General features: G+C 70.5%; 20 protein-coding genes, 1 tRNA gene and 1 other RNA gene. 10 read left to right on the top strand and 12 right to left on the bottom strand.

Features of this window, described 5'->3' with window-relative positions:
* Window positions 1–15 precede the first annotated feature (15 nt).
* From AB0N68_RS10405 to AB0N68_RS10395, 3 genes are read right to left on the bottom strand one after another with little or no spacing between them, the layout of a single operon-like run.
* Entirely contained in the window at window positions 16–2,991 is a 2,976-nt protein-coding gene (locus AB0N68_RS10405; protein WP_280564425.1) for a bifunctional [glutamine synthetase] adenylyltransferase/[glutamine synthetase]-adenylyl-L-tyrosine phosphorylase, read from the bottom strand.
* A gap of 7 nt (window positions 2,992–2,998) precedes the next feature.
* Window positions 2,999–4,336, bottom strand: coding sequence for a type I glutamate--ammonia ligase (glnA, locus tag AB0N68_RS10400; RefSeq protein ID WP_071329447.1), 1,338 nt, complete (start codon window positions 4,334–4,336; stop codon window positions 2,999–3,001).
* A gap of 2 nt (window positions 4,337–4,338) precedes the next feature.
* Window positions 4,339–4,578 (bottom strand): SPOR domain-containing protein, encoded by a 240-nt coding sequence (locus AB0N68_RS10395; RefSeq protein WP_187661592.1) that lies wholly within the window; start codon window positions 4,576–4,578, stop codon window positions 4,339–4,341.
* A gap of 81 nt (window positions 4,579–4,659) precedes the next feature.
* Here AB0N68_RS10395 and ppgK point away from each other — a divergent pair, with 81 nt between their 5' ends.
* Window positions 4,660–5,406, top strand: coding sequence for a polyphosphate--glucose phosphotransferase (gene ppgK / locus AB0N68_RS10390; RefSeq protein ID WP_025103605.1), 747 nt, complete (start codon window positions 4,660–4,662; stop codon window positions 5,404–5,406).
* 133 nt (window positions 5,407–5,539) lie between these two features.
* Here ppgK and rnpB read toward each other — a convergent pair.
* From rnpB to AB0N68_RS10370, 4 genes are all read right to left on the bottom strand, one after another.
* Window positions 5,540–5,896, bottom strand: an RNA gene (gene rnpB, locus AB0N68_RS10385) — RNase P RNA component class A.
* Between the two features lie 24 nt (window positions 5,897–5,920).
* Entirely contained in the window at window positions 5,921–7,621 is a 1,701-nt protein-coding gene (locus AB0N68_RS10380; RefSeq protein WP_187661593.1) for a bifunctional 3'-5' exonuclease/DNA polymerase, read from the bottom strand.
* A 22-nt stretch (window positions 7,622–7,643) separates the two neighbouring features.
* Window positions 7,644–8,381, bottom strand: coding sequence for a zinc ribbon domain-containing protein (locus AB0N68_RS10375; protein WP_187661594.1), 738 nt, complete (start codon window positions 8,379–8,381; stop codon window positions 7,644–7,646).
* 37 nt (window positions 8,382–8,418) lie between these two features.
* Entirely contained in the window at window positions 8,419–8,802 is a 384-nt protein-coding gene (locus tag AB0N68_RS10370; protein WP_280564418.1) for a YchJ family protein, read from the bottom strand.
* A gap of 99 nt (window positions 8,803–8,901) precedes the next feature.
* Between AB0N68_RS10370 and AB0N68_RS10365 the strand changes: the two genes are divergently transcribed.
* Window positions 8,902–9,741: an aldo/keto reductase gene (locus tag AB0N68_RS10365; protein ID WP_187661596.1), complete on the top strand. Its 840-nt coding sequence runs from the start codon at window positions 8,902–8,904 to the stop codon at window positions 9,739–9,741.
* An 11-nt stretch (window positions 9,742–9,752) separates the two neighbouring features.
* Here AB0N68_RS10365 and AB0N68_RS10360 read toward each other — a convergent pair whose 3' ends face one another.
* Entirely contained in the window at window positions 9,753–10,589 is an 837-nt protein-coding gene (locus AB0N68_RS10360; protein WP_187661597.1) for a helix-turn-helix transcriptional regulator, read from the bottom strand.
* A gap of 100 nt (window positions 10,590–10,689) precedes the next feature.
* Between AB0N68_RS10360 and AB0N68_RS10355 the strand changes: the two genes are divergently transcribed.
* Window positions 10,690–11,454 (top strand): SDR family oxidoreductase, encoded by a 765-nt coding sequence (locus AB0N68_RS10355; RefSeq protein ID WP_280564413.1) that lies wholly within the window; start codon window positions 10,690–10,692, stop codon window positions 11,452–11,454.
* Window positions 11,455–11,485: 31 nt separating this feature from the next.
* On the opposite strand, the gene AB0N68_RS10350 is transcribed toward AB0N68_RS10355, so the two are convergent.
* From AB0N68_RS10350 to AB0N68_RS10340, 3 genes are all read right to left on the bottom strand, one after another.
* Window positions 11,486–12,439 carry an L-lactate dehydrogenase gene (locus tag AB0N68_RS10350; protein ID WP_280564412.1) on the bottom strand — a complete coding sequence of 318 codons (954 nt, stop codon included), beginning with the start codon at window positions 12,437–12,439 and terminating at the stop codon, window positions 11,486–11,488.
* A 64-nt stretch (window positions 12,440–12,503) separates the two neighbouring features.
* Complete coding sequence (locus AB0N68_RS10345) at window positions 12,504–13,391, bottom strand: TIGR01777 family oxidoreductase (RefSeq protein WP_280564411.1); 888 nt, start codon at window positions 13,389–13,391, stop codon at window positions 12,504–12,506.
* Window positions 13,392–13,419: 28 nt separating this feature from the next.
* Window positions 13,420–13,492, bottom strand: a tRNA-Val gene (locus AB0N68_RS10340).
* A 153-nt stretch (window positions 13,493–13,645) separates the two neighbouring features.
* On the opposite strand from AB0N68_RS10340, the gene aceE reads away from it, so the two are divergent.
* The 6 genes from aceE (at window position 13,646) to AB0N68_RS10310 (ending at window position 21,268) form a co-directional block, all read left to right on the top strand.
* Window positions 13,646–16,372, top strand: a complete 2,727-nt coding sequence (gene aceE, locus AB0N68_RS10335; RefSeq protein WP_280564410.1) for a pyruvate dehydrogenase (acetyl-transferring), homodimeric type — start codon at window positions 13,646–13,648, stop codon at window positions 16,370–16,372.
* 31 nt (window positions 16,373–16,403) lie between these two features.
* Window positions 16,404–17,600 carry a PucR family transcriptional regulator gene (locus AB0N68_RS10330; protein WP_187664166.1) on the top strand — a complete coding sequence of 399 codons (1,197 nt, stop codon included), beginning with the start codon at window positions 16,404–16,406 and terminating at the stop codon, window positions 17,598–17,600.
* Between the two features lie 96 nt (window positions 17,601–17,696).
* Window positions 17,697–18,617 carry an ACP S-malonyltransferase gene (locus AB0N68_RS10325; RefSeq protein WP_280564408.1) on the top strand — a complete coding sequence of 307 codons (921 nt, stop codon included), beginning with the start codon at window positions 17,697–17,699 and terminating at the stop codon, window positions 18,615–18,617.
* Window positions 18,614–19,615, top strand: coding sequence for a beta-ketoacyl-ACP synthase III (locus AB0N68_RS10320; protein ID WP_259952297.1), 1,002 nt, complete (start codon window positions 18,614–18,616; stop codon window positions 19,613–19,615). The genes AB0N68_RS10325 and AB0N68_RS10320 overlap by 4 nt, the downstream gene beginning before the upstream one ends.
* A 69-nt stretch (window positions 19,616–19,684) precedes the next feature.
* Window positions 19,685–19,933, top strand: a complete 249-nt coding sequence (locus tag AB0N68_RS10315; protein ID WP_017202249.1) for an acyl carrier protein — start codon at window positions 19,685–19,687, stop codon at window positions 19,931–19,933.
* A gap of 96 nt (window positions 19,934–20,029) precedes the next feature.
* Entirely contained in the window at window positions 20,030–21,268 is a 1,239-nt protein-coding gene (locus AB0N68_RS10310) for a beta-ketoacyl-[acyl-carrier-protein] synthase family protein (RefSeq protein ID WP_280564385.1), read from the top strand.
* Window positions 21,269–21,353: 85 nt separating this feature from the next.
* Here the strand turns inward: AB0N68_RS10310 and yczE are convergent, their stop codons facing one another.
* Window positions 21,354–22,031, bottom strand: a complete 678-nt coding sequence (gene yczE, locus AB0N68_RS10305; protein ID WP_280564382.1) for a membrane protein YczE — start codon at window positions 22,029–22,031, stop codon at window positions 21,354–21,356.
* Window positions 22,032–22,125: 94 nt separating this feature from the next.
* On the opposite strand from yczE, the gene yczR reads away from it, so the two are divergent.
* The gene (gene yczR, locus AB0N68_RS10300; protein WP_280564381.1) at window positions 22,126–23,529 is read left to right on the top strand and encodes a MocR-like transcription factor YczR; all 1,404 of its coding nucleotides are present in this window, start codon (window positions 22,126–22,128) and stop codon (window positions 23,527–23,529) included.
* Window positions 23,530–23,658 lie beyond the last annotated feature (129 nt).

Genomic DNA, 23,658 nt, shown 5'->3' with positions numbered 1-23,658 from the left:
AACTCGACCGGCCGTCTAGCCGTAGAAGAGCTGCTCGAAGGTTCTCCGGGCACGCCGGGTGACGGCGAGATAGTCCTCTTCGAGCGGTGTCGCCGACCGGGGTGGATAGCCGAGCAGACGGGCCAGGGCATCCAGCTGACGGCGGTCAGCGGGCAGGACGTCGCTCGTCTGACCCGTGAGCAACGTGATGCCTGAACGGAGTCGGCTCGACAGCAGCCACGCCGCCCGGAGGCGCTCCGCGTCGTCCTCCTCGACGAGCCCGGCGCCGACCGCGGCGTCGAGTACCTGCAGGGTCGACGTGGTGCGCAGGCCGGGGACATCGGTCGCGTGCTGCAGCTGGAGAAGCTGCACGAGCCACTCCACGTCGCTGAGAGTCCCCGGTCCGAGCTTGAGATGACGACGCGGGTCGGTCCCCTGCGGCAGCCGCTCCCCCTCGACCCTGGCCTTGATCCGCTTGATCTCCCGGAGCCCCTGGAGATCGACCGCCTCCGGGTACCGGATGCTGTCCGCGAGTTCCATGAACCGCCCGATGAGCTTCGCGCTGCCGGCGACACCGCGAGCCCGCAGCAGCGCCTGAGCCTCCCACGACAGCGACCAGCGACGGTAGTAGGCCGCGTAGGCGTCGATGGACCGCACGATCGGACCGTTGCGCCCCTCCGGCCGCAGACCCGCATCCAGGTCGAGCGGGAGGCGATGGTCGGTCAGATGCTCGCGGAGCCCCGCCACGATCCTCGTCGCCAGCTTCTCCGCCCTGCCCGAGTCGACACCGTTCGCGTCGTACACGTACAGGACGTCCGCGTCGGACCCGAAGCCGAGCTCCGCACCGCCGAACCTCCCCATGCCGATGACGGCGAAGTCGAGCGCTGCGTCCTCCGGCGGGACGACCTCTCGGAGAACGGCGCGGAGGCCGGCCTGGATCGTCGCATCCGTGATGTCGGTGAGCGCGGTGGCCACCTCCTCGATGGTGACGACGTCGAGCACCGCGGCCATGGCGGTGCGCAGGAGCTCGCGACGCCGCAGGGCGCGGACGGCCCGCAGCGCGTCGGCGACCGTCTCGTGACGCGTCTGGATCGCCCGCGCCTCCTCGTCCAGCGCCTGCGCGCTCCGCGGACGCAGCCGCTCGGCGCTGTCCAGCCAGGCCACCGACTCCGGGATCCACTCCAGCAGCTCGCCGATGTAGCGCGACGACGACAGCAGCCGGGTGAGGCTCTCTGCGGCGCCGGACGAATCCCGCAGCATGCGCAGGAACCACGATGTGTCGCCCAGCCGCTCGCTGATGCGGCGGAAGGCCAGGAGACCGTAGTCGGGGTCGCTGCCATCGGCGAACCAGCGCACCATCACGGGCATCAGGTGTCGCTGGATCGTCGCCTTGCGACTGATCCCGCGCGTCAGTGCCCCGATGTGCCGGAGGGCTCCGGCGGGATCGCGGAAGCCGATGGCCGCGAGCCGGTCATGGGCCTGCTCCGCGGAAAGGGTGCGCTCTTCCTCGGGCAGCCCGGCCACCGCGCTCAGCAGCGGGCGGTAGAAGAGGCGGGTGTGGATGTCGCGCACCTCGCGCCGGACACTCTCCCACCGGGCCCAGACGCCCTCCCCCGTGTCCGCCAGCTTCGTGCTGCGCGCCAGGATGCGCAGACCAGCGGGCGTCTTCGGCATGAGGTGGGTGCGGCTGAGATCACGCAGCTGGAGACGGTGTTCCATGAGCCGCAGCACGCGGTAGTCGTGCGCGAAGGCGCCCGCATCCGCACGGCCGATGTAGCCGCCCGCGACCAGCGCGTCCAGGCTCTCGAGTGTGCCGCGGGTGCGGAGGGAGGCATCGGTGAGACCGTGCACGAGCTGCAGGAGCTGCACCGTGAACTCGATGTCGCGCAGCCCGCCCGCCCCGAGCTTGAGCTGATACGGGGCGTCCTCCGGGTCGATGTGCTCCATGACCCGCTCGCGCATCCGCTGGACGCTCTCGACGAACTCCTCCCTGGCGGCGCTCGACCACACGCGCGGCTGCACGGCATCGATGTAGGCGGCGCCCAGTGCAGGATCGCCGGCGAGGGGACGAGCCTTCAGCAGCGCCTGGAACTCCCAGCTCTTCGCCCATCGGTCGTAGTACGCGACGTGGGAGGCGAGGGAGCGCACGAGCGCTCCCTGCTTGCCCTCGGGGCGCAGTGCCGCGTCGACCTCCCAGAGTGGCGGTTCGACCTCGATGGCGCTCAGGAAGCGCATGGTGTCCCTGGCCAGACGCGTCGCGATGTCGATCGCCTGCGGCTCGGACAGCGTCTCCTCGTCGGACGTGCCCCCGACGAAGATGACATCGACATCGCTGACGTAGTTGAGCTCCCTGGCACCCGCCTTGCCCATGCCGATCACAGCCAGCTGTGTCGTGGCGACGGCATCGCGACCCGCCGACGGCGCCTGGCGCGTGCGGGCGATCGCGAGCGACGTCTCGAGGGCGGCGCCGGCGAGGTCCGCAAGGGATGCGGCGACCTCGGCGACGACGTCTTCGGGTCGCGGGTGGCCGAGGTCGAACGCCGCGATCTCCGCGAGGTTCCGCCGATACGCGACGCGGAGGGCCACGATCGTCTCGTCCTCCGCGGATTCGGCGAAGCCGTCCTCGGCCCCGACGGCGGCGAGCAGCCGACCGCGCCAGACGTCCGCGGCGGGCAGCGCGTCGACGGGCGCCGCAAGCACGTCGAGCTCCTCAGGATGGCGCAGGAAGAACTCGGCCAGCCCCACGGAGGCACCGAAGACGCGCCAGACACGTTGGCGCGTCTCCTCGTCGGTGACAAGGGCCCGCAGCGGGGACGGGTCGCGTCGTGCCACCCGCAACATCCCACGGACAGCCGCGTCGGGATCTGCAGCGACAGACGCCTCGAGCAGCATCGTCCGCGGTACGTCGAGCAGGCTCTCGAGCTCTGCCAGTGACGCCGCGGCCTCGCTCAGCTCGGCGAATCCGAGTCGAGCGAGGGCCGAAAGGGAGACGGAGGCGTCGGGGCGAGCCATGCCGTGCTCAGAGGAGCTCGAGGTTGTTCTTCAGCTCCAGCGGCGTGACCTGACCGCGATACGCCTCCCACTCCTTGCGCTTGTTGAGGAGCACGTAGTTGAAGACCTGTTCCCCGAGCGTCTCCGCGACCAGCTCGGAGGCCTCCATGTACTCCAGGGCGTGGTCGAGGCTGGCCGGAAGCGCCGAGTATCCCAGCGCCCGACGCTCGGCGTCGCTCAGCGCCCAGACATTGTCCTCCGCCTCCGGCGGAAGCTCGTAGCCCTCCTCGATGCCCTTGAGGCCGGCGGCGAGCATGAGCGCGTAAGCGAGGTACGGATTCGCCGCGGAGTCGAGGGCGCGGTACTCGACGCGCGAGGACTGGCCCTTGTTGGGCTTGTACATCGGGACGCGGACGAGCGCGGAGCGGTTGTTGTGGCCCCAGGTGATGAAGCTCGGGGCCTCGTCGCCGCCCCAGAGCCGCTTGTAGGAGTTGACGAACTGGTTCGTCACCGCGGAGATCTCATTGGCGTGCTTGAGCAGACCCGCGATGAAGTGCCGACCGGTCTTGGAGAGCTGGTACTTCGCACCCTCCTCGTAGAAGGCGTTCTGGTCGCCCTCGAACAGCGACATATGCGTGTGCATGCCGCTGCCGGGCTGACCGCTGAGCGGCTTCGGCATGAACGTGGCGTACACGCCTTGCTCGATCGCGACCTCCTTGATGACCGTCCGGAAGGTCATCACGTTGTCCGCGGTGGTGAGGGCGTCGGCGTAGCGCAGGTCGATCTCGTTCTGGCCGGGGCCGCCTTCGTGGTGGCTGAACTCCACGGAGATGCCGAGGTCCTCCAGCATGCGGACGGAGCGCCGACGGAAGTCGTGCGCGGTGCCACCGGGGACGTTGTCGAAGTAGCCCGCGGAGTCGACGGGCACGGGCCCCTCGGGGCCGAAAGACGACGACTTGAGCAGGTAGAACTCGATCTCCGGGTGCGTGTAGAACGTGAAGCCCGCATCGGCGGCCTTCGCGAGCGTGCGCTTCAGCACGTGACGGGGGTCGGCCACCGCGGGCTGCCCGTCGGGCGTGGTGAGGTCGCAGAACATGCGGGCGGTCGGGTCGATCTCCCCCCGCCACGGCAGCGTCTGGAAGGTCGTCGGGTCGGGCTGGGCGAGCAGATCGGACTCGTAGGTGCGTGTCAGCCCCTCGATGGCGGAGCCGTCGAAACCGATGCCCTCGGCGAAGGCGCCCTCGACCTCGGCCGGCGCGATGGCGACGGACTTGAGCGTGCCGATCACGTCGGTGAACCACAGGCGCACGAACTTGACGCCGCGCTCCTCGATCGTCCGGAGGACGAAGTCCCTCTGCTTGTCCATGGCTACTCTGCGCCCTGGCCCTTCTCCGCACCGAAGCCGCTGGTGGGCTTCGCGTCCCAGCCCTGCTCCGCGGCCTCTTCCTCGGCCCAGGCGCGCGACCGCTCCTTGAGCACCTCGGGGGCGCGGTGCGCCTCGGCCTCCGTGTCGAACGGACCGATGCGGTCGATGGACGGCGAGAGCATGCCGAACTCGACCTCGCCCGTGGCGGAGTTGTACCAGTACTTGTGATCGCCGTCGGTCATGGCTGCTCCTTCTTCCCGCGAGCGGTTGGGGTGATGTCATCGATCCTACTGGCGTGCACCGTGGTCGCTAAGCTATCGGCCATGGCAAAAGCGATCGGCGTCGACATCGGCGGCACGGGCATCAAAGCGGGAATCGTCGACCTCGAACACGGCACCATGGCCTCGGATCGGGTACGTGTGCCCACTCCGGCCGGCGCGGCACCGGAAGACGTCCTGGTCGCGGTGCAGACCGTCCTGAAGACGCTCGACGTGCACGAGTCGACCCTGCCGCTCGGCGTGGCGTTCCCCGCGATCGTCAAGCGCGGGAAGACGCTGTCCGCCGCCAACGTCTCGAAGGAGTGGATCGACTTCGATGCCGAGCGCTTCTTCCGCGACGGCCTCGGCCGGAACATCGTCTTCGTGAACGACGCCGACGCCGCCGGCGTCGCGGAGGCCCGCCACGGCGCGGCGCGCGACGTGCTCGGCTTCACGCTGCTGACCACGCTCGGCACCGGGATCGGCTCCGCGTTCCTGTACGACGGCGTCCTGCTGCCGAACACGGAGCTCGGACACCTGAACTTCCGCGAGTACGAGTCCGTCGAGACGTATGCGGCCACCTCGGCGCGCGAGCGCGAGGGGCTGAGCTGGGAGGAGTGGGCCGAGCGCCTGCAGGCGTTCTACTCCCACATCGAATTCCTGTTCAGCCCCGACCTGTTCGTGGTCGGCGGCGGCGTGTCGAAGAACGCGGGCGACTTCCTGCCGCTGCTCGACCTGAAGACGCCGATCGTCCCCGCGATCCACCGCAACAACTCCGGCATCATCGGCGCGGCCTCGCTCGCCGGCGACTGACCCTTCGACGGCCTCAGGGCCCTTCGACGGGCTCAGGGACCCAACGAGACGCTCAGGGCCCTTCGACGGGCTCAGGGACCCAACGAGAGAAGGCCCCGATGACGGTAGTCATCGGGGCCTTCTGCGTTCGGGGCGAATGGGCCGACCTGTACGCCGGGTTCTGTTCCGGGGTTCTTCGCCCCTTCGACGGCCATCTCTCTCGGCGACACGTTGCCGTGCCGCTCCAGCGGTCTACCCGAGGACTCGGCGAGCCGCGTCATCATCCTCTGTCTGACCTTGCTCCGGGCGAGGTTTACCTGGCGGGCCGTGTCACCACGGTCCCCGGTGGTCTCTTACACCACCCTTTCACCCTTACCCCTCGCGGGGCGGTCTGCTCTCTGTGGCACTATCTCGCGGATCACTCCGGGTGGGTGTTACCCACCGCCCTGCCCTGTGGAGCCCGGACGTTCCTCGGTGCGGTTGCCCGCCACGCGACCGTCCAGTCGACCCATTCGCCCCTCCAGTCTACGGGGCCTCACTTCTCCGCGGAGTCCGCGATGCGCAGGTCGAGGGGCACGTCGATCGGAAAGGTGCCGAACAGGCGGGTCGTCGCGACGGCGGCGGCCTCGCGGACGGCGTCGGCCGCGGCCTCCGCGTGCTCCTGCGGCGTGTGCAGGATGACCTCGTCGTGCAGGAAGAACGCCAGGTGCGGTTCCCGGGCGAACGGCCCTGACGCCTCCGCGGCGCCGAAGACCTCGGGGAGCTGCGCCAGGCGGTGGCGGATCTCCGCGAGCCAGATGAGCGACCACTCGGCCGCGGTGCCCTGGACGATGAAGTTCCGGGTGAAGCGCCCCCACTCCCGCGCGCGGCGGCGGGCGAGGGAGACCACGGCGGGGTCGGCATCGGCGCCGGTGGCGTCGGCCTGCAGCCGCATCCACTCCGTGGACGGACGCGGCGAGGAGCGACCGAGCCAGGTCGAGACGATGCCGCCGTCCTCCCCCACGCGCGCCGCGTCGTCGACGAGCGCCATCGCGCGCGGGTACACCTTCCGCAGCCGGGGAACGAGTCGCCCGCTGTCGCCGCTGGTGGCGCCGTACATCGCTCCCAGCACCGCGTACTTCGCCTCCTCGCGCGTCGCGACGGCACCGGACGCGACGACGCCGGCGTAGAGGTCGCCGCCACGCGCCGCGTCCGCCATCGCCTCGTCGGACGCCATGGCCGCGAGCATCCGCGGCTCGAGCTGGGCGACGTCCGCGACGACGAGTGCCCAGCCCGGATCCGCGCGTACGGCGGGGCGGAGGTTGCGCGGCAGCTGCAGCGCACCGCCGCCGGCCGATGCCCACCGTCCGGTGACGACGCCCCCGGGGATGTACACCGGACGGAAGCGGCCGTCCTGGACCCATTCCGACAACCAGGTCCAGCCGTTCGCGCTGAGCAGGCGAGACAGCTTCTTGTAGGCGAGGAGCGGTTCGATCACCGGGTGCTCGTGGGCGGACAGCTCCCACTTGCTCGTGGACTCCACCGACACGCCGACACGGTGCAGGGCCCGCAGCAGCTTCGGCTGACTGTCCAGATGCAGCGTGGGGTCGTCGAGCAGGGCCCGCACCTCGTCGCCGCGTTCCACCATCCGTCGGGGCAGCCCGCCCGCTGCCGGACGCGCACCCAGCGTCTCGGTGAGGATCGCGTCATGCACCCCCGCGTCCCAGGGCAGCCCCGCGACGCGCATCTCCTCGGCGATCAGCCCGCCGGCCGACTCCGCAGCGCAGAGCAACGTCAGGCGGCCGTCCGTTGCCTCCGCCATCACGTTCCGCTGCGCGCGGTACTGCTCGAGCGCCGCCGTGATCGCGTCTTCGCCCGACTCCTCATCGAGGACGTCGAACAGGGAGGGGGTGGTGTCGACCGGGTCGCGACGCTCCCAGCCCGCGGCCGGGGGCAGCGGGGTGTTCACCATGGCGGTGTCGCGCAGGATCGCATGGCAGAGGACGAGGTCGTGGCTGCGCGTGATCCGGACCCCGGCGTTCAGCAGCAGCGCGTAGATCTCCGCCGCACTGCGGATGATCCATCGCGGCGTGTCGGCGGCTTCGACCTCAGCCACCCAGCCGGCGAGTTCGGACGCGGGGAGGAGGGTGCGCTGCTGCTCCTCGTCATGCTCGTCCAGCTCGATCGCGGCGTACTCCCCCGCACCGAGGCCGATCAGCGCGAGACGTCGCTCCGGGCCCGACGCCGGCACCGTCACGGGCGGTGCGCGCCGGATGCGCTCACGACGAGAGTCCCGACTCCTCAGCGCGCACGAGGATGCAGCCGCACTCGGGGCACGAGACCACCTCGTCCTCTGGCGCGCGACGGATGTCGTTGAGATCGGTGCCGGGGAGCATCATCCGGCACCCCTCGCAAGTACCGCGGGTGAGGAGCGCGGCTCCGGCGCTGTTCACGGCGCGGCGATCATACTCCGCGAGCAGGGGCGCGGGAACCGTGGCGGCGACGGCCTCCCGGTCGCGCGCGAGCTGGGCGCCGAGCTCGGTCGCCGCAGCGACGTCGGCCTTGCCCTGGGCGGTGAGAGCGCTGCCCTCCGCGGTCGTCGCGTCCAACAGGGCCTGCTGCGCGGCCACGGCGGCGTCGGCCTCCTCGACCCGGCCCATGATGTCGAGCTCGGCATCCTCGAGGTCGCTCAGGCGCTTGGCGAGGCTGGCGAGCTCGTGCTCCAGGGCCTGCGCCTCCTTCGGATTGGTGGCTGCCGCGAGGCGCTGGGCATCGCGGTCGCGGCGCTGCTCGGCGAGCGCGACATCGGACTCCAGCCGCGAAAGCTCCGTGCGGGCGTCATCCCTGGCACCGGTCAGAACCGTGAGCTCACGGAGCTGCTCCTGCCGGATGGCGACGAGTTCGGCGATCCGGCCCGCCTGGCTCGGCCGGGTGCGGGCTCGTTCCGCCTGCGCGATGCGCCGGTCGAGGTCCGCGATGTCGAGCAGGGTGCGCTGGTTCTCCGGGGTGGCGTTCACGCTCTCAAATCTAGTCGCTGCCGGGCCGAGCGCCGCATCACCGGATGTCGCCGTCCACGTAGAACCACGTCCGGTCCTCGCGGACGAAGCGGCTGCGCTCGTGCAGCGATCCGCGCGTGCCGCCCTGACGCCAGAAGGCCTCGAACTCGACCACGCCCACAGTGCCGAAAGGGCCGCCCGCCGCGCGATCCACGATCACCAGCCGCCGCCATTCCAGGGCCGCCTCGAAGGTGATCGCCTCCGGACGCGTATCCGGGTGCCAGGTGCGGAGCAGGTACGGCCCGTCCTCCCGTACGAACGCCGTGTACCGCGAGCGCATCAGCCGCTCGGCGGTCGGCGCCGGGGCACCGTCGAGGAGGGGTCCGCAACAGGCGGCGAAGGTGTCGCCGGAGGCACAGGGGCAGCGGGCGGACTCCGTCATGAGAGCGCGACGATCAGGGTCATGCCTGCCAGCATCGCGCGGAGGGCCGCGACCCGCCAACTCGCTCTACGCTGGAGGCACGCCAACGGAGGAGCAACGATGACCACTGTCCCCACCTTCCGCGCCCACAACGGCTTCACCCTGCCGGCTCTCGGCCTCGGGACGTACCGCCTGAACGGCGACGCCGGAGCGGATGCCGTCGCCCAGGCCCTCCGTGCCGGATACCGGCTCGTTGACTCGGCCTTCAACTACGAGAACGAGGGCTCTGTCGGGCGCGGCGTCGCATCCGCAGGCATCCCCCGCTCCGAGGTCATCGTGACGACGAAGCTCCCCGGACGGCACCACGCCCGCGCGACGGCGACAGCCAGCATCGAGGAGAGCCGCTCACGCCTCGGCCTCGATGCGACCGACCTGCACCTCATCCACTGGCCGAACCCGAGCCAGGACGAGTACGTCGAGGCATGGACGGCTCTCGTGGACGCTCAGGCGCGCGGCGTCGTCCGCCAGATCGGCGTCTCGAACTTCCTCCCTGAGCATCTCGAGCGCATCGAGCGGGAGACAGGGGTCCGACCGGTCGTGAACCAGATCGAGGTGCACCCGTACTTCCCGCAGGAGGAGCAGCTGGCGTATCACAGCGAACGCGGCATCCTCACCGAGGCCTGGAGCCCGCTGGGTCGCGCGCAGGCTCTCCTCGACGAGGATGTCGTCCGCGAGGTGGCCGCCGCTCACGACATCACCCCGGCGCAGGCCGTCCTCGCCTGGCACGTGGCCAGAGAGACCGTCGCGATTCCAAAGGCATCCTCCGCGGCGCATCAGGCCGCGAACCTCGCCGCGGCCGCCGTGGTGCTCGATGACGCGGAGGTCGCTGCGATCACGGCGCTCGGACGCGCAGACGGGCGCCTGTTCGACGGTGACCCCGCGGTGCACGAAGAATCCTGAGTCACGACCGCTCAGACGCTCTGCGTGCCGAGGACGCGCAGGAACTCCAGCTTTCCGGCGGCCTCGCTGCCCGGCTGCGCCGTCAGGACGATGAGCGCCTGTGACTCGTCCTCCGTGAACAGCGCCTGACAGTCCACCTCGATCTCCCCCAGCTCCGGGTGGACGATCACCTTGTGCTGCTCGAAGCGACGGGCGACCTCGTGGGCCGCCCAGAGCTGCACGAACTCGGGGCTGCGCTCCGACAGGTCGGCCACGATCTCCCCGGCCCGCGACCGCGCGCCCATCGTTCCGTACGCCGCGCGCAGCGCCGCCACCAGTGCCCGGGACTGCCGGGGGTGATCGACCTCCCGGTACCGGCGTCGCTCCTCGTCCGGTCGCGCGAACCAGCGATGGATGCCGCTCCGGTCAAGGCCGGTCAGGGCGCTCGCGTCACCGATCAACGCCCGCGAGGCGTCGTTCTGCACCAGCACCTCGTCGAGAGGCGAGACCACGAACGCCGGGGTGTCGTGCAGACGATCGAGCACGCGGAGGATGCCGGGGCGGACGTAGTCGGTGACCACCGTCCGATCGGGTGCGCTGAGCCCGCTCAGTCGATACAGGTAGTCGCGCTCGTCGGATGACAGACGCAGGGCACGAGCGAGGGCGGCGAGGATCTGCGCGCTCGGCTGCGGGCCCCGACGCTGCTCGAGACGTGTGTAGTAGTCCGTCGACATGGTCGCCAGCTGCGCGACCTCCTCCCGCCGCAGTCCCGCCGTCCGCCGACGCGGCCCCTCAGGCAGCCCCACATCGGCGGGACGGAGCGCCTCCCGACGGCGCAGGAGGAAGTCGGCCAGGGCATCGCGATCCATCCGTGCAGTATCCCCCGGACACCGGACGGGATCCAGGGACCGCCGATCCCCCGATCAGCCGTCTCTGGAACGGCGCCGGTGCAGCGCCGAGGCTGAGGTCATGGACATCACCGGAAACACCATCTTCATCCCCGGCGCGACGAGCGGGATCGGTCTGGCGCTGGCACTCCGACTGCAGGAGCGCGGCAACACCGTGATCGTGGGAGGGCGACGAGAGGACCGGCTGGCCGCGATCGCCGCCGAACATCCCGGGCTCCGCACCGTCCGCATCGACACCACGGACCCGGGAAGCATCGACGAGGCCGCGGCCGCGGTCCTCGTCGCGCACCCGACGCTGAACGTGCTCATCACGATGGCGGGCATCATGCGCGCGGAGGACTGGACTACGCCGGCCGGCTTCCTGTCCACCGCCGAGGAGACCGTCACGACGAACATCCTCGGCCCGATCCGTCTCATCGCCGCCTTCATCGAGCACCTGCGAGCCCAGCCCGCGGCGACCATCATGACCGTCTCCTCCGGTCTCGCCTTCGCGCCCCTGAAGGTCACGCCCACGTACAACGCGAGCAAGGCGGCGATCCACATGCTCAGCGAGTCGCTCCGGCTCCAGCTCGCGGGGACGACCGTCGCGGTGCAGGAGCTCGAACCGCCGGCGGTGCGCACGGATCTCATGCCCGGGCACGCGGAGAACGATGCTGCTCTCCCCCTCGACGCGTTCGTCGACGAGGTCATGTCCCTCATCGAGACCCAGCCCGACGCGACCGAGATCCAGGTCGAGCGGGTGAAGTTCCTCCGCTACGGCGAGGCTCGTGGCGACTACGACGAGGTCGTCGCGGTGCTCAACCGCACAGATCCGCACGGTCGATGAGCGCGGTGGATGGCCGGCCGCCCCACCGCCGTCACGCCTGCAGGGACGCGGCGACCGCGGTGAGCGCGTCGGCGGACTGCCGCAGCAGTCCGAGCTCCCGATCCGAGAACGCGGTCGTGCGGATCGGCACCGCGCCCGCGGCGCTGACGATGGACGGAACGGACAGGGCGACCCCGTCGATCCCGTGGAAGTCGTGGAGCACCGTGCTCACCGGCATCACCGCATGCTCGTCCCGGAGGATCGCCTCCACGATGCGCGCGCTGGAGAGTCCGATCGCATAGTTCGTGGCGCCCTTCCCCTGGATCACCTTGTAGGCGGCGTCGCGGACGTCGATGGCGATCTCGTCCAGCTCCTCCAGGGTGAAGCGCGGGTGGTCCGGGGTCTCCCAGTCGAGGATCGGGACCGTGCCGATCGTCGCCCGCGACCAGAGCGGGAACTCGGTGTCGCCGTGCTCTCCGATGATGTGGGCGTGCACGCTCGCCGTGGACACTCCCGCCCGCTCCCCCAGCTTCCAGCGCAGCCGAGACGTGTCGAGCACGGTGCCCGACGCGAAGATGCGCTCCGGCGGCAGTCCGGTCTCCTGCTGCGCGATGACCGTGAGCACGTCGCACGGGTTCGTGACGATGACGTAGACGGCGTTCGGCGCGACGGCGAGCAGCTCCGGCATCATGCGCCGGATGATGCCGGCGTTCACCCCGGCGAGCTCGGTGCGCGTCTGTCCAGGGTTCTGTTTCGCTCCCGCGGTGATGACCACGACATGGGAACCCGCGGCCACGGAGATGTCACTTCCGCCGATGATGTCGCTGCTGCCCGTGAACTGCGTGCCGTGCGCGAGGTCCAGTACCTCGGCCTCGACCTTCTCGGTCGCGATGTCGTACAGGGCGACGTGGCGTGCCGAGCCACGGATGAGCGCGGCGTAGGCGACGCTGGACCCCACGCTTCCCGCGCCGACGACGGTGAGCTTCGAGTTCTCGATGATCTCCATGCGCCCATCCTGACAGCGCGGGCGCTGTGACGGCAGGGGTCTCGCCGGGAGAATCGCAGCGTCATCACACCGCCGCGGCGACCGCCTCTGCTGCGGTCCGATGGGTGAACCGGAAGCCGGACTGCTCCAGCACTTCCGGCCGCACATCGGCGTCGGGGAGCAGCAACGACTCGGCGGCATCGCCGAGGGCGAGGCGCAACGCCCACCGGGGAGCGGGCAGCCAGAACGGCCGGTGCATCCGCTGCGCGAGCGCGCGGCCGATCTCATTGGCTGATGCCCTCGTGGGTCCGGCGAGGTTGACGGGCCCCGCGAGCTTCTCATCGAGGACATGGCGGATGCCGCGCACCTCGTCCTCCAAGGAGATCCACGGCCAGATCTGCGTGCCCGTCCCCAGAGGGCCGGCGACGCCGAGCTTCGTGAGCGTGATCATCGGACGGAGCACACCCCGGCGATGGATCACCGGTGCCGTCCGCAGCAGGGCGACCCGCGTGTGGTCCTCGGCGCGCCGCGCCGCGGTCTCCCACCGCACGGTGAGGTCGGCGAGGAAGGTGCTGCCGGGTCCGGAGTGCTCGGTGAGCACCTCGCCCGGCGCCGATCCGTAGTAGCCCACGGCCGAGGCGGAGACGAAGGCAGGCGCGTCGGTGCGCAGGGCGCGCAGCGCGGTGGTGAGCGTGTTCGTCGCGTCGAGCCGCGATTCGACGAGTTGACGTCGATACCGGCGCGTCCACGGCAGGCGTCCGACGCTCGCACCGCCGAGGGCCACGACGGCCTCCGCGCCGGCGAGAACATCAGGGTCGAGGGCGGCGTCGCCCGGCGCCCACTCGACCTCGCCCTCCGCCTGCGGGGCCCGTCGCACCAAGGTGCTCACGTCGATCCCGTCGGCGCGGAGCGCGTCGGTGAGCGCGGATCCGATGAGGCCCGATGCCCCACTGATGACGATGCGTCGCTCCATTGCCGCTCCCCGCTGCAAACGATACGGGTGGGCCCTGCCGGGATCGAACCGACGACATCCACGGTGTAAACGTGGCGCTCTACCAGCTGAGCTAAAGGCCCTGGTGCGCTCAGTCTATCCGGGCGCGGATGCGCACCCGTGTCGTGGAAGAGGGCTAGGCTGAGGTCGGCGCGCGTTGTGCACGGCCGACAAGGCTGCCCGTGTCGCTTCCCGTTTCCTTGGCATGACCTGCCAGCTTGACGAAAGGTTCCCCCGTGACCGTCCACGACCAGGATCCGTACTCTCAGGGCCCCCTCGACAGCGATCCGGAAGAGACCGGTGAGTGGCAGCAGTCGCTCGACGAGCTGGTGGACGCCAAGGGCCACGGCCGCGGGCGCGAGATCATGCTCAGCCTGCTCAAGCGCTCCAAGGAACTGCACCTGAACGTGCCGATGGTTCCGACCACCGACTACATCAACACCATCGCCCCGGAGAACGAGCCCGAGTTCCCCGGCGACGAGGAGATCGAGCGCCGCTACCGCGCCTGGATCCGCTGGAACGCCGCCATCACGGTGCACCGCGCCCAGCGCCCCGGCATCGGCGTCGGCGGTCACATCTCGACCTACGCGTCCTCCGCGGCGCTGTACGAAGTGGGCTTCAACCACTTCTTCAAGGGCGCGGACCACCCCGGTGGTGCCGACCAGATCTTCATCCAGGGCCACGCCTCCCCCGGCACCTATGCCCGCTCGTTCCTCGAGGGTCGCCTGACCGAGGACCAGCTCGACGGCTTCCGCCAGGAGAAGTCGCACGCGCCGAACGGCATCCCTTCGTACCCGCACCCGCGCCTCATGCCGGAGTACTGGCAGTTCCCGACGGTGTCGATGGGTCTCGGCCCGATCAACGCCATCTACCAGGCGATGTCGAACAAGTACCTCGAGAACCGCGGCATCAAGGACACCTCGCAGTCGCACGTCTGGGCCTTCCTCGGCGACGGCGAGATGGACGAGGTCGAGAGCCGGGGTCAGCTCCAGGTCGCCGCGAACGAGGGTCTCGACAACCTCACATTCGTCGTCAACTGCAACCTGCAGCGCCTCGACGGCCCGGTGCGCGGCAACGGCAAGATCGTCCAGGAGCTCGAGTCGTTCTTCCGCGGCGCGGGCTGGAACGTCATCAAGGTCGTCTGGGGCCGGGAGTGGGACGACCTGCTCGCCCGCGACACCGAGGGCGCGCTGCTCAACCTCATGAACGTCACCCCCGACGGGGACTACCAGACGTACAAGGCCGAGTCCGGCGCCTACATCCGTGAGCACTTCTTCGGCCGCGACGAGCGCACCGCCGCCCTGGTCAAGGACTACTCCGACGACGACATCTGGAACCTGAAGCGCGGTGGCCACGACTACCGCAAGGTCTACGCCGCCTTCAAGGCCGCGACCGAGCACAAGGGCAAGCCGACCGTCATCCTCGCGAAGACCGTCAAGGGCTACGGGCTCGGCCCGCAGTTCGAGGGCCGCAACGCGACCCACCAGATGAAGAAGATGACGCTGGACAACCTCAAGACGTTCCGCGACGCGATGCACATCCCGATCACGGACGCGCAGCTCGAGGAGAACCCCTACCTGCCCCCGTACTACAACCCGGGACCGCAGGACGAGACGATCCAGTACATGCTCGAGCGCCGCAAGGCCCTCGGCGGCTTCCTCCCGGAGCGCCGTTCGACCCACGTGGGCCTCTCCCTGCCCGAGGACAACGCCTACGCGCTGCCGAAGAAGGGCTCCGGCACGCAGGAGATCGCCACGACCATGGCGTTCGTCCGCCTGCTGAAGGACCTGCTGCGTTCGAAGGAGTTCGGCCACCGGATCGTGCCGATCATCCCCGACGAGGCGCGCACGTTCGGCATGGACGCGTACTTCCCGACCGCGAAGATCTACAACCCCAACGGCCAGCACTACACGTCGGTCGACCGGGAGCTGCTGCTCGCCTACAAGGAGAGCCCGCAGGGCCAGATCGTCCACGTCGGCATCAACGAGGCCGGCGCCGTCGCGGCGTTCACCGCGGCGGGCACCTCGTACGCCACGCACGGCGAGCCGCTGATCCCGATCTACATCTTCTACTCGATGTTCGGTTTCCAGCGCACCGGCGACGCCCAGTGGGCAGCCGGCGACCAGATGGCCCGCGGCTTCATCATCGGCGCCACCGCCGGACGCACGACCCTGACGGGTGAGGGCCTCCAGCACGCCGACGGCCACTCGCACCTGCTCTCCTCCACCAACCCGGCGACGGTGTCCTACGACCCCGCGTACGGCTACGAGATCGCGCACATCATGCGCGCCGGTCTCGAGCGGATGTACGGCGGGCAGCACGAGGACCCGAACGTCATGTACTACCTCACCGTGTACAACGAGCCGATGGTGCAGCCCGCCGAGCCGGCCGACGTGGACGTGGACGGCATCGTCCGCGGTATCCACCGCGTCTCCGTCGGCGAGGGCGACGGCCCCCGCGCGCAGCTCTTCGCCTCCGGCGTCGGTCTGCCGTGGGCGCTCGAGGCGCAGGAGCTGCTGAAGAAGGACTGGGGCGTCGTCGCCGACGTGTGGTCGGTCACCTCGTGGACCGAGCTGCGCCGTGACGGCCTCGCCGCCGACGAGCACAACTTCCTCCACCCGGAGCAGGAGCCGCGCACCGCGTACCTCACGCAGAAGCTCCAGGGCGCCGAGGGTCCCGTCGTCGCGGTCAGCGACTTCATGCACGCCGTGCAGGACCAGATCCGCCCGTGGGTTCCGAACCGCTTCGCCACGCTCGGCGCCGACGGCTTCGGGTTCTCGGACACCCGTGCCGCGGCACGCCGCTTCTTCAAGATCGACGGACCGTCGATCGTCGTGCGCACGCTGCAGGCACTGGCCGAGGAGGGCAAGGTCGACCGCGGCCTCTCCGCTCAGGCCATCGAGAAGTACCGCCTGCACGACGTGAACGCCGGCACGAGCGGCAACGCAGGCGGCGAAAGCTGAGCCCTCGGTGACAGCTGCCTCCGCCGCCGGCATGGACAAGGCCGCCACGCTCACCTGGCTCCGCCGGATCTCCGGTGACATCGCCACGGTGACGATCAAGCGGCTGGAGGACACCCTCCCCTGGTACGCCGACATGCCACCGGCCCGCCGCTCCGCGGTCGGGCTGGTGGCGCAGGCGGGCATCACGTCGTTCATCCAGTGGTACGACGACCCCACGTCCACCCCATGGATCGCCGCGGACATCTTCGCCGCCGCTCCCCGTGAACTGCTGCGGAGTGTGAGTCTGCAGCAGACGCTCCAGCTCATCCGCGTCACCGTCGAGGTGACCGAGGAGCGGGTCGCGGGCAAGGGCGCGGATCTCCGAGAGGCCATCCTGCTCTACTCGCGGGATGTGGCGTTCGCGGCGGCCGACGTCTACGCCCGCGCCGCCGAGGCCCGCGGGCTCTGGGACGCACGGCTCGAAGCGCTCGTCGTCGACTCGATCCTCACCGGCGAGGCCGACGAGGAGCTGCCCAGCCGGATCGCCGCGCTCGGGTGGCACGGTCACGGGGAGGTCGCTGTCCTCGTCGGGACCACGCCCCCGCAGTTCGACGTCGATCTCGTGCGCCGCACCGCGCGCAAGCTCGCGGTCGACGTGCTCATCGGGGTACAGGGCTCGCGACTCGTCCTCGTGCTCGGACGCGCGCGCGTCGAGGGTCAGGAGGGCGAGGACGAGGAGCTCGGGTTCCAGGAGATCGCCACGCGTCTGGAGCCCTCGTTCGGCCCGGGCTTCGTCGTGCTGGGCCCGGCGGTCGCCGCCCTCGTCGACGCCAGCCAGAGTGCTCGTGCGGCCCTGGCCGGATTCGCCGTCGCCCGGGCGTGGCGCGGCGCACCGCGGCCCGTCGAGGCCGACGACCTGCTCCCCGAGCGCGCCCTCGCCGGCGATCCGCTCGCGAAGCAGACCCTCATCGAGCGCATCTACCGCCCGTTGCAGGCGCACTCGACCGACCTCGTCACGACGCTCTGGAGCTACCTGGACAACGGCCGGTCCCTCGAGGCGACGGCCCGCGAGCTCTTCGTGCATCCCAATACCGTGCGCTACCGCCTCAAGCGGGTGAGCGAGGTCATCGGGTGGGACGCGACCGGGCCCCGCGAGGCGCTCATCCTGCAGACCGCGCTCATCCTCGGCTCCATCGGAGCCGCGGAGCAGGTCCGGCGCCGTTCGCCTCTGCGTCGCCCTCCGCGCTGACCGAGACGGCGAACCTGTGCGCCACACACAAGGGTTCCGCGCAATCTTGTGATGGATCATCCACCGTTCTGCCGCGATCGTTGGCAGACTGGGTGGGTGATTGTCGTCGTCTGCCCTGGACAGGGCTCGCAGACCCCCGGATTCCTCGCCCCCTGGCTCGAGCTCGACGGAGTGGAGGAGCGTCTCGCCGCCTACTCCGAGGCCGCGCAGGTCGATCTCCGCGCGCACGGCACCGAGTCGGACGCGGACACCATCCGCGACACCCGCGTCGCCCAGCCGCTGATCGTGGCCGCCTCCCTCGTCGCCGGTGACGCTCTCGTGGCCGCAGCCGGTCGCCGCGCCGACGGCATCGCCGGGCACTCCGTCGGGGAGATCGCCGCTCTCGTCGGCAGCGGTGTCCTGGACGCCACGACCGGGATGCGCCTCGTCGGCATCCGTGGGCGGGCGATGGCGGATGCCGCGGCCCAGACCCCGACCGGGATGAGCGCGGTCCTCGGCGGTGACGAGGAGACGCTCCTCGCCCGACTCGCAGAGCTCGGCCTCGCGCCGGCGAACTTCAACGGCGGCGGGCAGATCGTCGTCGCCGGCCCTCTTCCAGCCCTGGCGGCCCTCGCCGAGGAGCCGGTCAAGGGCACGCGCGTGGTGTCGCTCCAGGTCGCCGGCGCGTTCCACACCGACTACATGTCCTCCGCCGTCTCGGTTCTCCGCGACGCTGTGGCCGACGTCCAGCCGGCCGACCCCGAGATCACGCTCTGGACCAACCGCGACGGCTCCGTCGTGACCGACGGAGCGACGGCGCTGGACTACCTCGTCGATCAGGTCTCCTCCCCCGTGCGGTGGGACCTCTGCATGACCTCCTTCGCCGACGCCGGCGTGACCGGCGTCATCGAGCTCGCCCCCGCGGGCGCCCTGGTCGGTCTCGCCAAGCGCGGCCTGCGCGGCGTGCCGACGGTCGCCGTGAAGACCCCCGAAGACCTCGAAGCCGCCGTCGCGCTGCTGAACGGAGAAGCCGCATGACCGCCTCCCTCGCCCAGATCGCCGGGCCCGCCTACACCCGCATCTACGCCTTCGGCGCGGCTCGCGGCGAGAACGCGGTGCCCAACGAAGACCTCATCGGGCCCATCGACTCGAGTGACGAGTGGATCCGGCAGCGCACCGGCATCATCACGCGCGTCCGGGCCGACAAGGGGACGGACGCCATCGACCTCGCCACGGAGGCGGCGGCCGAGGCCATCGAGAAGTCGGGTGTGCCGGCCGACCAGGTCGACCTCGTCATCGTCGCGACGATCAGCAACCCGAAGCAGACGCCGTCGGTCTCCGCGATCGTGGCGGACCGCGTCGGGGCCAATCCGGCTGCGGCGTACGACATCAACGCGGCCTGCGCCGGCTACGCGTACGCGGTCGCGCAGGCCGACGCGCTCATCAAGGCCGGTGCCGCCCGCCACGCGCTCGTGATCGGCACGGAGAAGCTGTCCGACGTCGTCGACCCCACGGACCGCAGCATCTCGTTCCTCCTCGGCGACGGCGCCGGCGCCGCTCTCATCGGCCCCAGCGACACGCCGGGCATCGCCCCCGCCGTCTGGGGCAGCGACGGCTCCAAGGCCGACGCCGTCGGCATGAACGGCACCCTCACCGACTTCCGCGACGGCGTGGTGCCGTGGCCGACGCTCCGCCAGGAAGGTCCGACGGTCTTCCGTTGGGCGGTCTGGGAGATGGCGAAGGTCGCCCGCGAGGCGCTGGAGAAGGCCGGGATCGAGGCCTCCGACCTCGCCGCCTTCATCCCGCACCAGGCGAACATGCGCATCATCGACGAGTTCGCCAAGCAGCTCGGCCTTCCGGAGACCACCGTCATCGCCCGTGACATCGAGACCACCGGCAACACGTCGGCCGCCTCGATCCCCCTCGCCAGCCACCGCCTCATGGCCGAGCACCCGGAGCTCTCCGGCGGCCTCGCCCTGCAGATCGGCTTCGGCGCCGGCCTCGTCTTCGCGGCCCAGGTCGTCGTCCTCCCCTGAAGACGCGCCGACCTTCCCTAGACTGTTCCACGGTTCCGAATACAACCCGTAAGAAAGAGGAAGACCACCATGGCTTTCACCAACGATGAGGTCCTCGCCGGCCTCGCAGAGCTGATCACCGACGAGACCGGCATCAACGCCAGCGAGGTCGCCCTGGAGAAGTCGTTCACGGACGACCTCGACATCGACTCGATCTCGATGATGACGATCGTCGTCAACGCCGAGGAGAAGTTCGGCGTCACCATCCCCGACGACGAGGTCAAGAACCTGAAGACCGTCGGCGACGCCGTCAACTTCATCGTCGCGGGCCAGGAGTAATCCCGGCAGGATGCCACCCTCGCCCCGCGCGGGGCGTGGCATCCTCCGGCCCTGCCCATCCCCGCACGAACTCGTTTCGACAAGGAACCACACCTCATGACCAAGCGCATCGTCGTCACCGGCATCGGCGCCACCTCCGCCATCGGCGGGACGGCCCCGGAGAACTGGGACAACCTCCTCGCCGGTGCCTCCGGCGCCCGCACGATCGAGCACGACTGGGTGCAGGAGTACGACCTCCCCGTCACGTTCGCCGCCTCTGCGAGCGTCCGTCCGGAAGAGGTGCTGCCCCGCCACGAGGCGAAGCGTCTCGACCCGTCTTCGCAGTTCGCCCTCATCGCGGCCCGCGAGGCCTGGGAGGACGCGGGCTCGCCAGAGGTCGCTCCCGAGCGCCTCGGCGTCGACTTCGCGACGGGCATCGGCGGCCTGTGGACGCTGCTGGACGCCTGGGACACGTTGCGTGAGAAGGGCCCGCGCCGGGTCATGCCGCTGACCGTGCCGATGCTGATGCCGAACGCGGCCGCCGGCAACCTGTCGCTGCAGTTCGAAGCCCGGGCCTACGCGCAGACCGTGGTCAGTGCCTGCGCCTCCAGCACCGAGTCGATCATCCACGCGTTCCACCACCTTCAGGAGGGCCTGGCCGACGTCGTCATCGCCGGTGGCACCGAGTCGGCGATCCACCCGATCACGATGGCCGCCTTCGCCTCCGCGCAGGCGCTGTCGCGTCGTAACGACGACCCGGCCCACGCCTCGCGACCCGGCGCGATCGACCGCGACGGCTTCGTGATGGGCGAGGGTGCCGCCGCCCTCATCCTCGAGACCGAGGAGCACGCCAAGGCCCGCGGCGCGAAGATCTACGGCTACATCCTCGGAGGCGGTGTGACCGCCGACGCCTACCACATCACCGGCAACGACCCCGAGGGCAAGGGTGCGGCGCGTGCCGTCGTCCAGGCACTCGAGGAGGCCGGCATCACCCCCGACCAGGTGACGCACATCAACGCCCACGCGACCTCGACCCCGGTCGGGGACCCCAACGAGTACGTCGCGCTGAAGAACGTCTTCGGCGACCGGATCGACGAGATCCCGGTGTCGGCCACCAAGGCGTCGACCGGACACCTGCTGGGCGGCACAGGAGCGCTGGAGGCGATCTTCTCCCTCCTCGCGCTGCGGGACCGCGTGGCCCCGCCGACGATCAACATGACCGAGCCGGACCCGGAGGTCCCCTTCCGTCTGTCCGGAGAGGCGGCTCCGCTCGGCGACGGCCCGCAGATCGCCATCAGCAACTCGTTCGGCTTCGGCGGACACAACGCCGTGCTCGTGCTGGGCGGCGCCGACTGACCGCTTCCGCATGCACGACGAAGGCCCCCGGGATGTGAACCGGGGGCCTTCGTCGTGCGCGGTCCGCTCTGGCCCGTCGACAGGCTCAGGGACCCAGGGGCGCGCTCGCCCGGACGGCAAGGCGCTGCGAACGCTCCCGACGTCGGCGCTCGATGCGTGGGAGGAACCAGCCGATCAGCGGACCGACGCCGAATGCGAACAGCACGGTGCCGACGCCGACGGGGCCGCCGAGCAGGAAGCCGACCAGCAGCACGGAGCCCTCGATGACCGTCCGGGCCAGCCAGACCGGCCACCTGGTCACTCGCACGAGGCCGGTCATGAGTCCGTCGCGCGGTCCGGGACCGAAGTCGGCCGCGATGTAGAGACCGGTGGCGAACGCCAGCAGTACGAGTCCGAACACGAACATGGGGGCCCCGACCCACACGGACGGCGGAGCAGGCAGCACGAGGAGCGTGAGATCCGCGAACGGGCCGATGAGCAACGCGTTGAGCAGGGTGCCGAGGCCCACCCGCTGACGGAGCGGGATCCACAGCAGCAGGACGACGATCGAGATGAGCACCGTGACGACCCCGTACCCGAGTCCCGTCCAGCCCGCGACGCCCAGCGACAGGACGTCCCAGGGCGCGACGCCGATGCCGCCCCGCACCATGAAGCCGAGGGCGACGCCGTAGAGGAAGAGCCCGCCCACGAGCTGCGCGAACCGCTCGACCAGGTCCCGACGGCTGGTCGCGGTGAAAGGCAGGAAGACGGCACGGAAGAGCATCTCTCCATCGTGGCCCGTGCGAAGACCTCCGAGGACGACCACTGAGCGAAAAGTGGCCTGCACATGGAAGGCCACTTTGCGGCAGTCTGGAGGCATGGCATCCCGTCTCGTCACGCAGCTCGGCATCCAGGACCTCGACGACGCCTCGGCGTCCGGTCTCGCCGACCGCATCAGAGCGCTCATCCTCGACGGTCGCCTCACCGTCGGCGAGCGACTGCCGAGCGAGCGCGCCCTCGCCCTCGAGCTGCGACGGTCCCGGTCGACCATCACCCGCGCGTACGGCGTGCTGGAGGCCGCCGGCTACGTGTCCCGGCATCACGGCGGCAGCACCCGCGTCGCGCTCCCGCACGGCCCGTCGACAGCCACCCCGGGCCGGGACGACGAGGCGATCGACCTCTCGATCGCCTCCATGGACTCGACCCCCGGTCTGTACGACGCCACCGTGCGCTCCCTCCCCCGACTCGCGGCTCTGCGCGGTACGAGCGGCTACTCGCTGCAGGGTCTTCCCGAGCTGCGTGAGGCCGTGGCCCGCCGGTTCACCGAACGCGGCGCGGTCACCACGCCGGACGAGATCATGATCACCTCCGGCGCCCTGAACGCCGTCAACCTCATCCTCACGGCGATCGGCCGCCGGGGCGAACGCGCCCTCGTGGAGCAGCCGACCTTTCCGCACGCGCTCGAGGCGCTGCACCGCCACGGCTACCGTCTGGTCCCCACACCGGTCGACACCGACGGCTGGGACACCCGGCACCTCACCGACACGCTGCTGACCGCTCGGCCGCACGTCGCCTACCTCATCCCGGACTTCCACAACCCCACCGGCGCGACGCTGCCGCAGGAGGAGCGGTCCCGGATCGCCACGACGGCCCGGAATACCGGCACCCATCTGATCGTGGACGAGACGACGGCGGAACTCGACATCGACCGCGGATGGGCTCCGGTGCCCATGGCGGCCGAGGGGCCGAACGTCATCACGGTCGGGTCGATGTCGAAGATCGCCTGGGGAGGCATGCGCATCGGCTGGGTGCGCGCCGAGCGCTCGGTCATCGCCCGACTGCTGGCCGTGCGTCCCTCGTTCGAACTCGGCACAGCGCTCCTGGAGCAGTGCATCGCCGTGGAGCTTCTCGACGACGTCCCGGCGCTCATTCATCATGTCCGACGCCGCCTCACGGCGGGGCGGGACGCGGTGGCTGCGGGGATCGCGGATATCCCGGGGATGCGCATGCCGGAGACGCCCGGCGGCCTCTCCGCCTGGATCGACCTCGGTGCCCCCTTGTCGACCACGCTCTCCCTCGCCGCACGGGAACGGGATCTCATCCTCCCACCCGGGCCGCGCTTCACGACCGGCGGCGTGCTGGAGCGCCGCCTCCGGGTCCCGATCACGCTTCCCCCCGAGCGGACGGCGGAGGCGATGACGCGCCTGGCGCAGGCTTGGGCGGACGTGCGCGGCGGTGGAGTGGACGCCACCGCCGACCTTGCTCACGCCGCAGTGATCTGACCGGTACAGACGAAGACCCCGCCCGGTCACCCGGGGCGGGGTCCTCGTCGAGCGGAGCGGGGATTCGTCTTCTCAGCGTCCGGGATCACTCACCGGCATCCGATACTCACGCCTCCGCGCTCCTGGTCT

This window comes from Microbacterium meiriae, from assembly GCF_040685015.1.
GTDB lineage: Bacteria > Actinomycetota > Actinomycetes > Actinomycetales > Microbacteriaceae > Microbacterium > Microbacterium meiriae.
Note: the sequence above shows the minus strand (reverse complement) of the source record. Positions and strands in the feature narration are given on the sequence as shown.

Bases quoted from the DNA above. Each gene is read 5' to 3' on its own strand.
- AB0N68_RS10405 (WP_280564425.1), bottom strand. From the start codon at position 2,991: ATGGCTCGCCCCGACGCCTCCGTCTCCCTTTCGGCCCTCGCTCGACTC.
- glnA (WP_071329447.1), bottom strand. From the start codon at position 4,336: ATGGACAAGCAGAGGGACTTCGTCCTCCGGACGATCGAGGAGCGCGGC.
- AB0N68_RS10395 (WP_187661592.1), bottom strand. From the start codon at position 4,578: ATGACCGACGGCGATCACAAGTACTGGTACAACTCCGCCACGGGCGAG.
- ppgK (WP_025103605.1), top strand. From the start codon at position 4,660: ATGGCAAAAGCGATCGGCGTCGACATCGGCGGCACGGGCATCAAAGCG.
- AB0N68_RS10370 (WP_280564418.1), bottom strand. From the start codon at position 8,802: ATGACGGAGTCCGCCCGCTGCCCCTGTGCCTCCGGCGACACCTTCGCC.
- AB0N68_RS10365 (WP_187661596.1), top strand. From the start codon at position 8,902: ATGACCACTGTCCCCACCTTCCGCGCCCACAACGGCTTCACCCTGCCG.
- AB0N68_RS10360 (WP_187661597.1), bottom strand. From the start codon at position 10,589: ATGGATCGCGATGCCCTGGCCGACTTCCTCCTGCGCCGTCGGGAGGCG.
- AB0N68_RS10355 (WP_280564413.1), top strand. From the start codon at position 10,690: ATGGACATCACCGGAAACACCATCTTCATCCCCGGCGCGACGAGCGGG.
- AB0N68_RS10350 (WP_280564412.1), bottom strand. From the start codon at position 12,439: ATGGAGATCATCGAGAACTCGAAGCTCACCGTCGTCGGCGCGGGAAGC.
- AB0N68_RS10345 (WP_280564411.1), bottom strand. From the start codon at position 13,391: ATGGAGCGACGCATCGTCATCAGTGGGGCATCGGGCCTCATCGGATCC.
- AB0N68_RS10330 (WP_187664166.1), top strand. From the start codon at position 16,404: ATGGACAAGGCCGCCACGCTCACCTGGCTCCGCCGGATCTCCGGTGAC.
- AB0N68_RS10320 (WP_259952297.1), top strand. From the start codon at position 18,614: ATGACCGCCTCCCTCGCCCAGATCGCCGGGCCCGCCTACACCCGCATC.
- AB0N68_RS10315 (WP_017202249.1), top strand. From the start codon at position 19,685: ATGGCTTTCACCAACGATGAGGTCCTCGCCGGCCTCGCAGAGCTGATC.
- AB0N68_RS10310 (WP_280564385.1), top strand. From the start codon at position 20,030: ATGACCAAGCGCATCGTCGTCACCGGCATCGGCGCCACCTCCGCCATC.
- yczE (WP_280564382.1), bottom strand. From the start codon at position 22,031: ATGCTCTTCCGTGCCGTCTTCCTGCCTTTCACCGCGACCAGCCGTCGG.
- yczR (WP_280564381.1), top strand. From the start codon at position 22,126: ATGGCATCCCGTCTCGTCACGCAGCTCGGCATCCAGGACCTCGACGAC.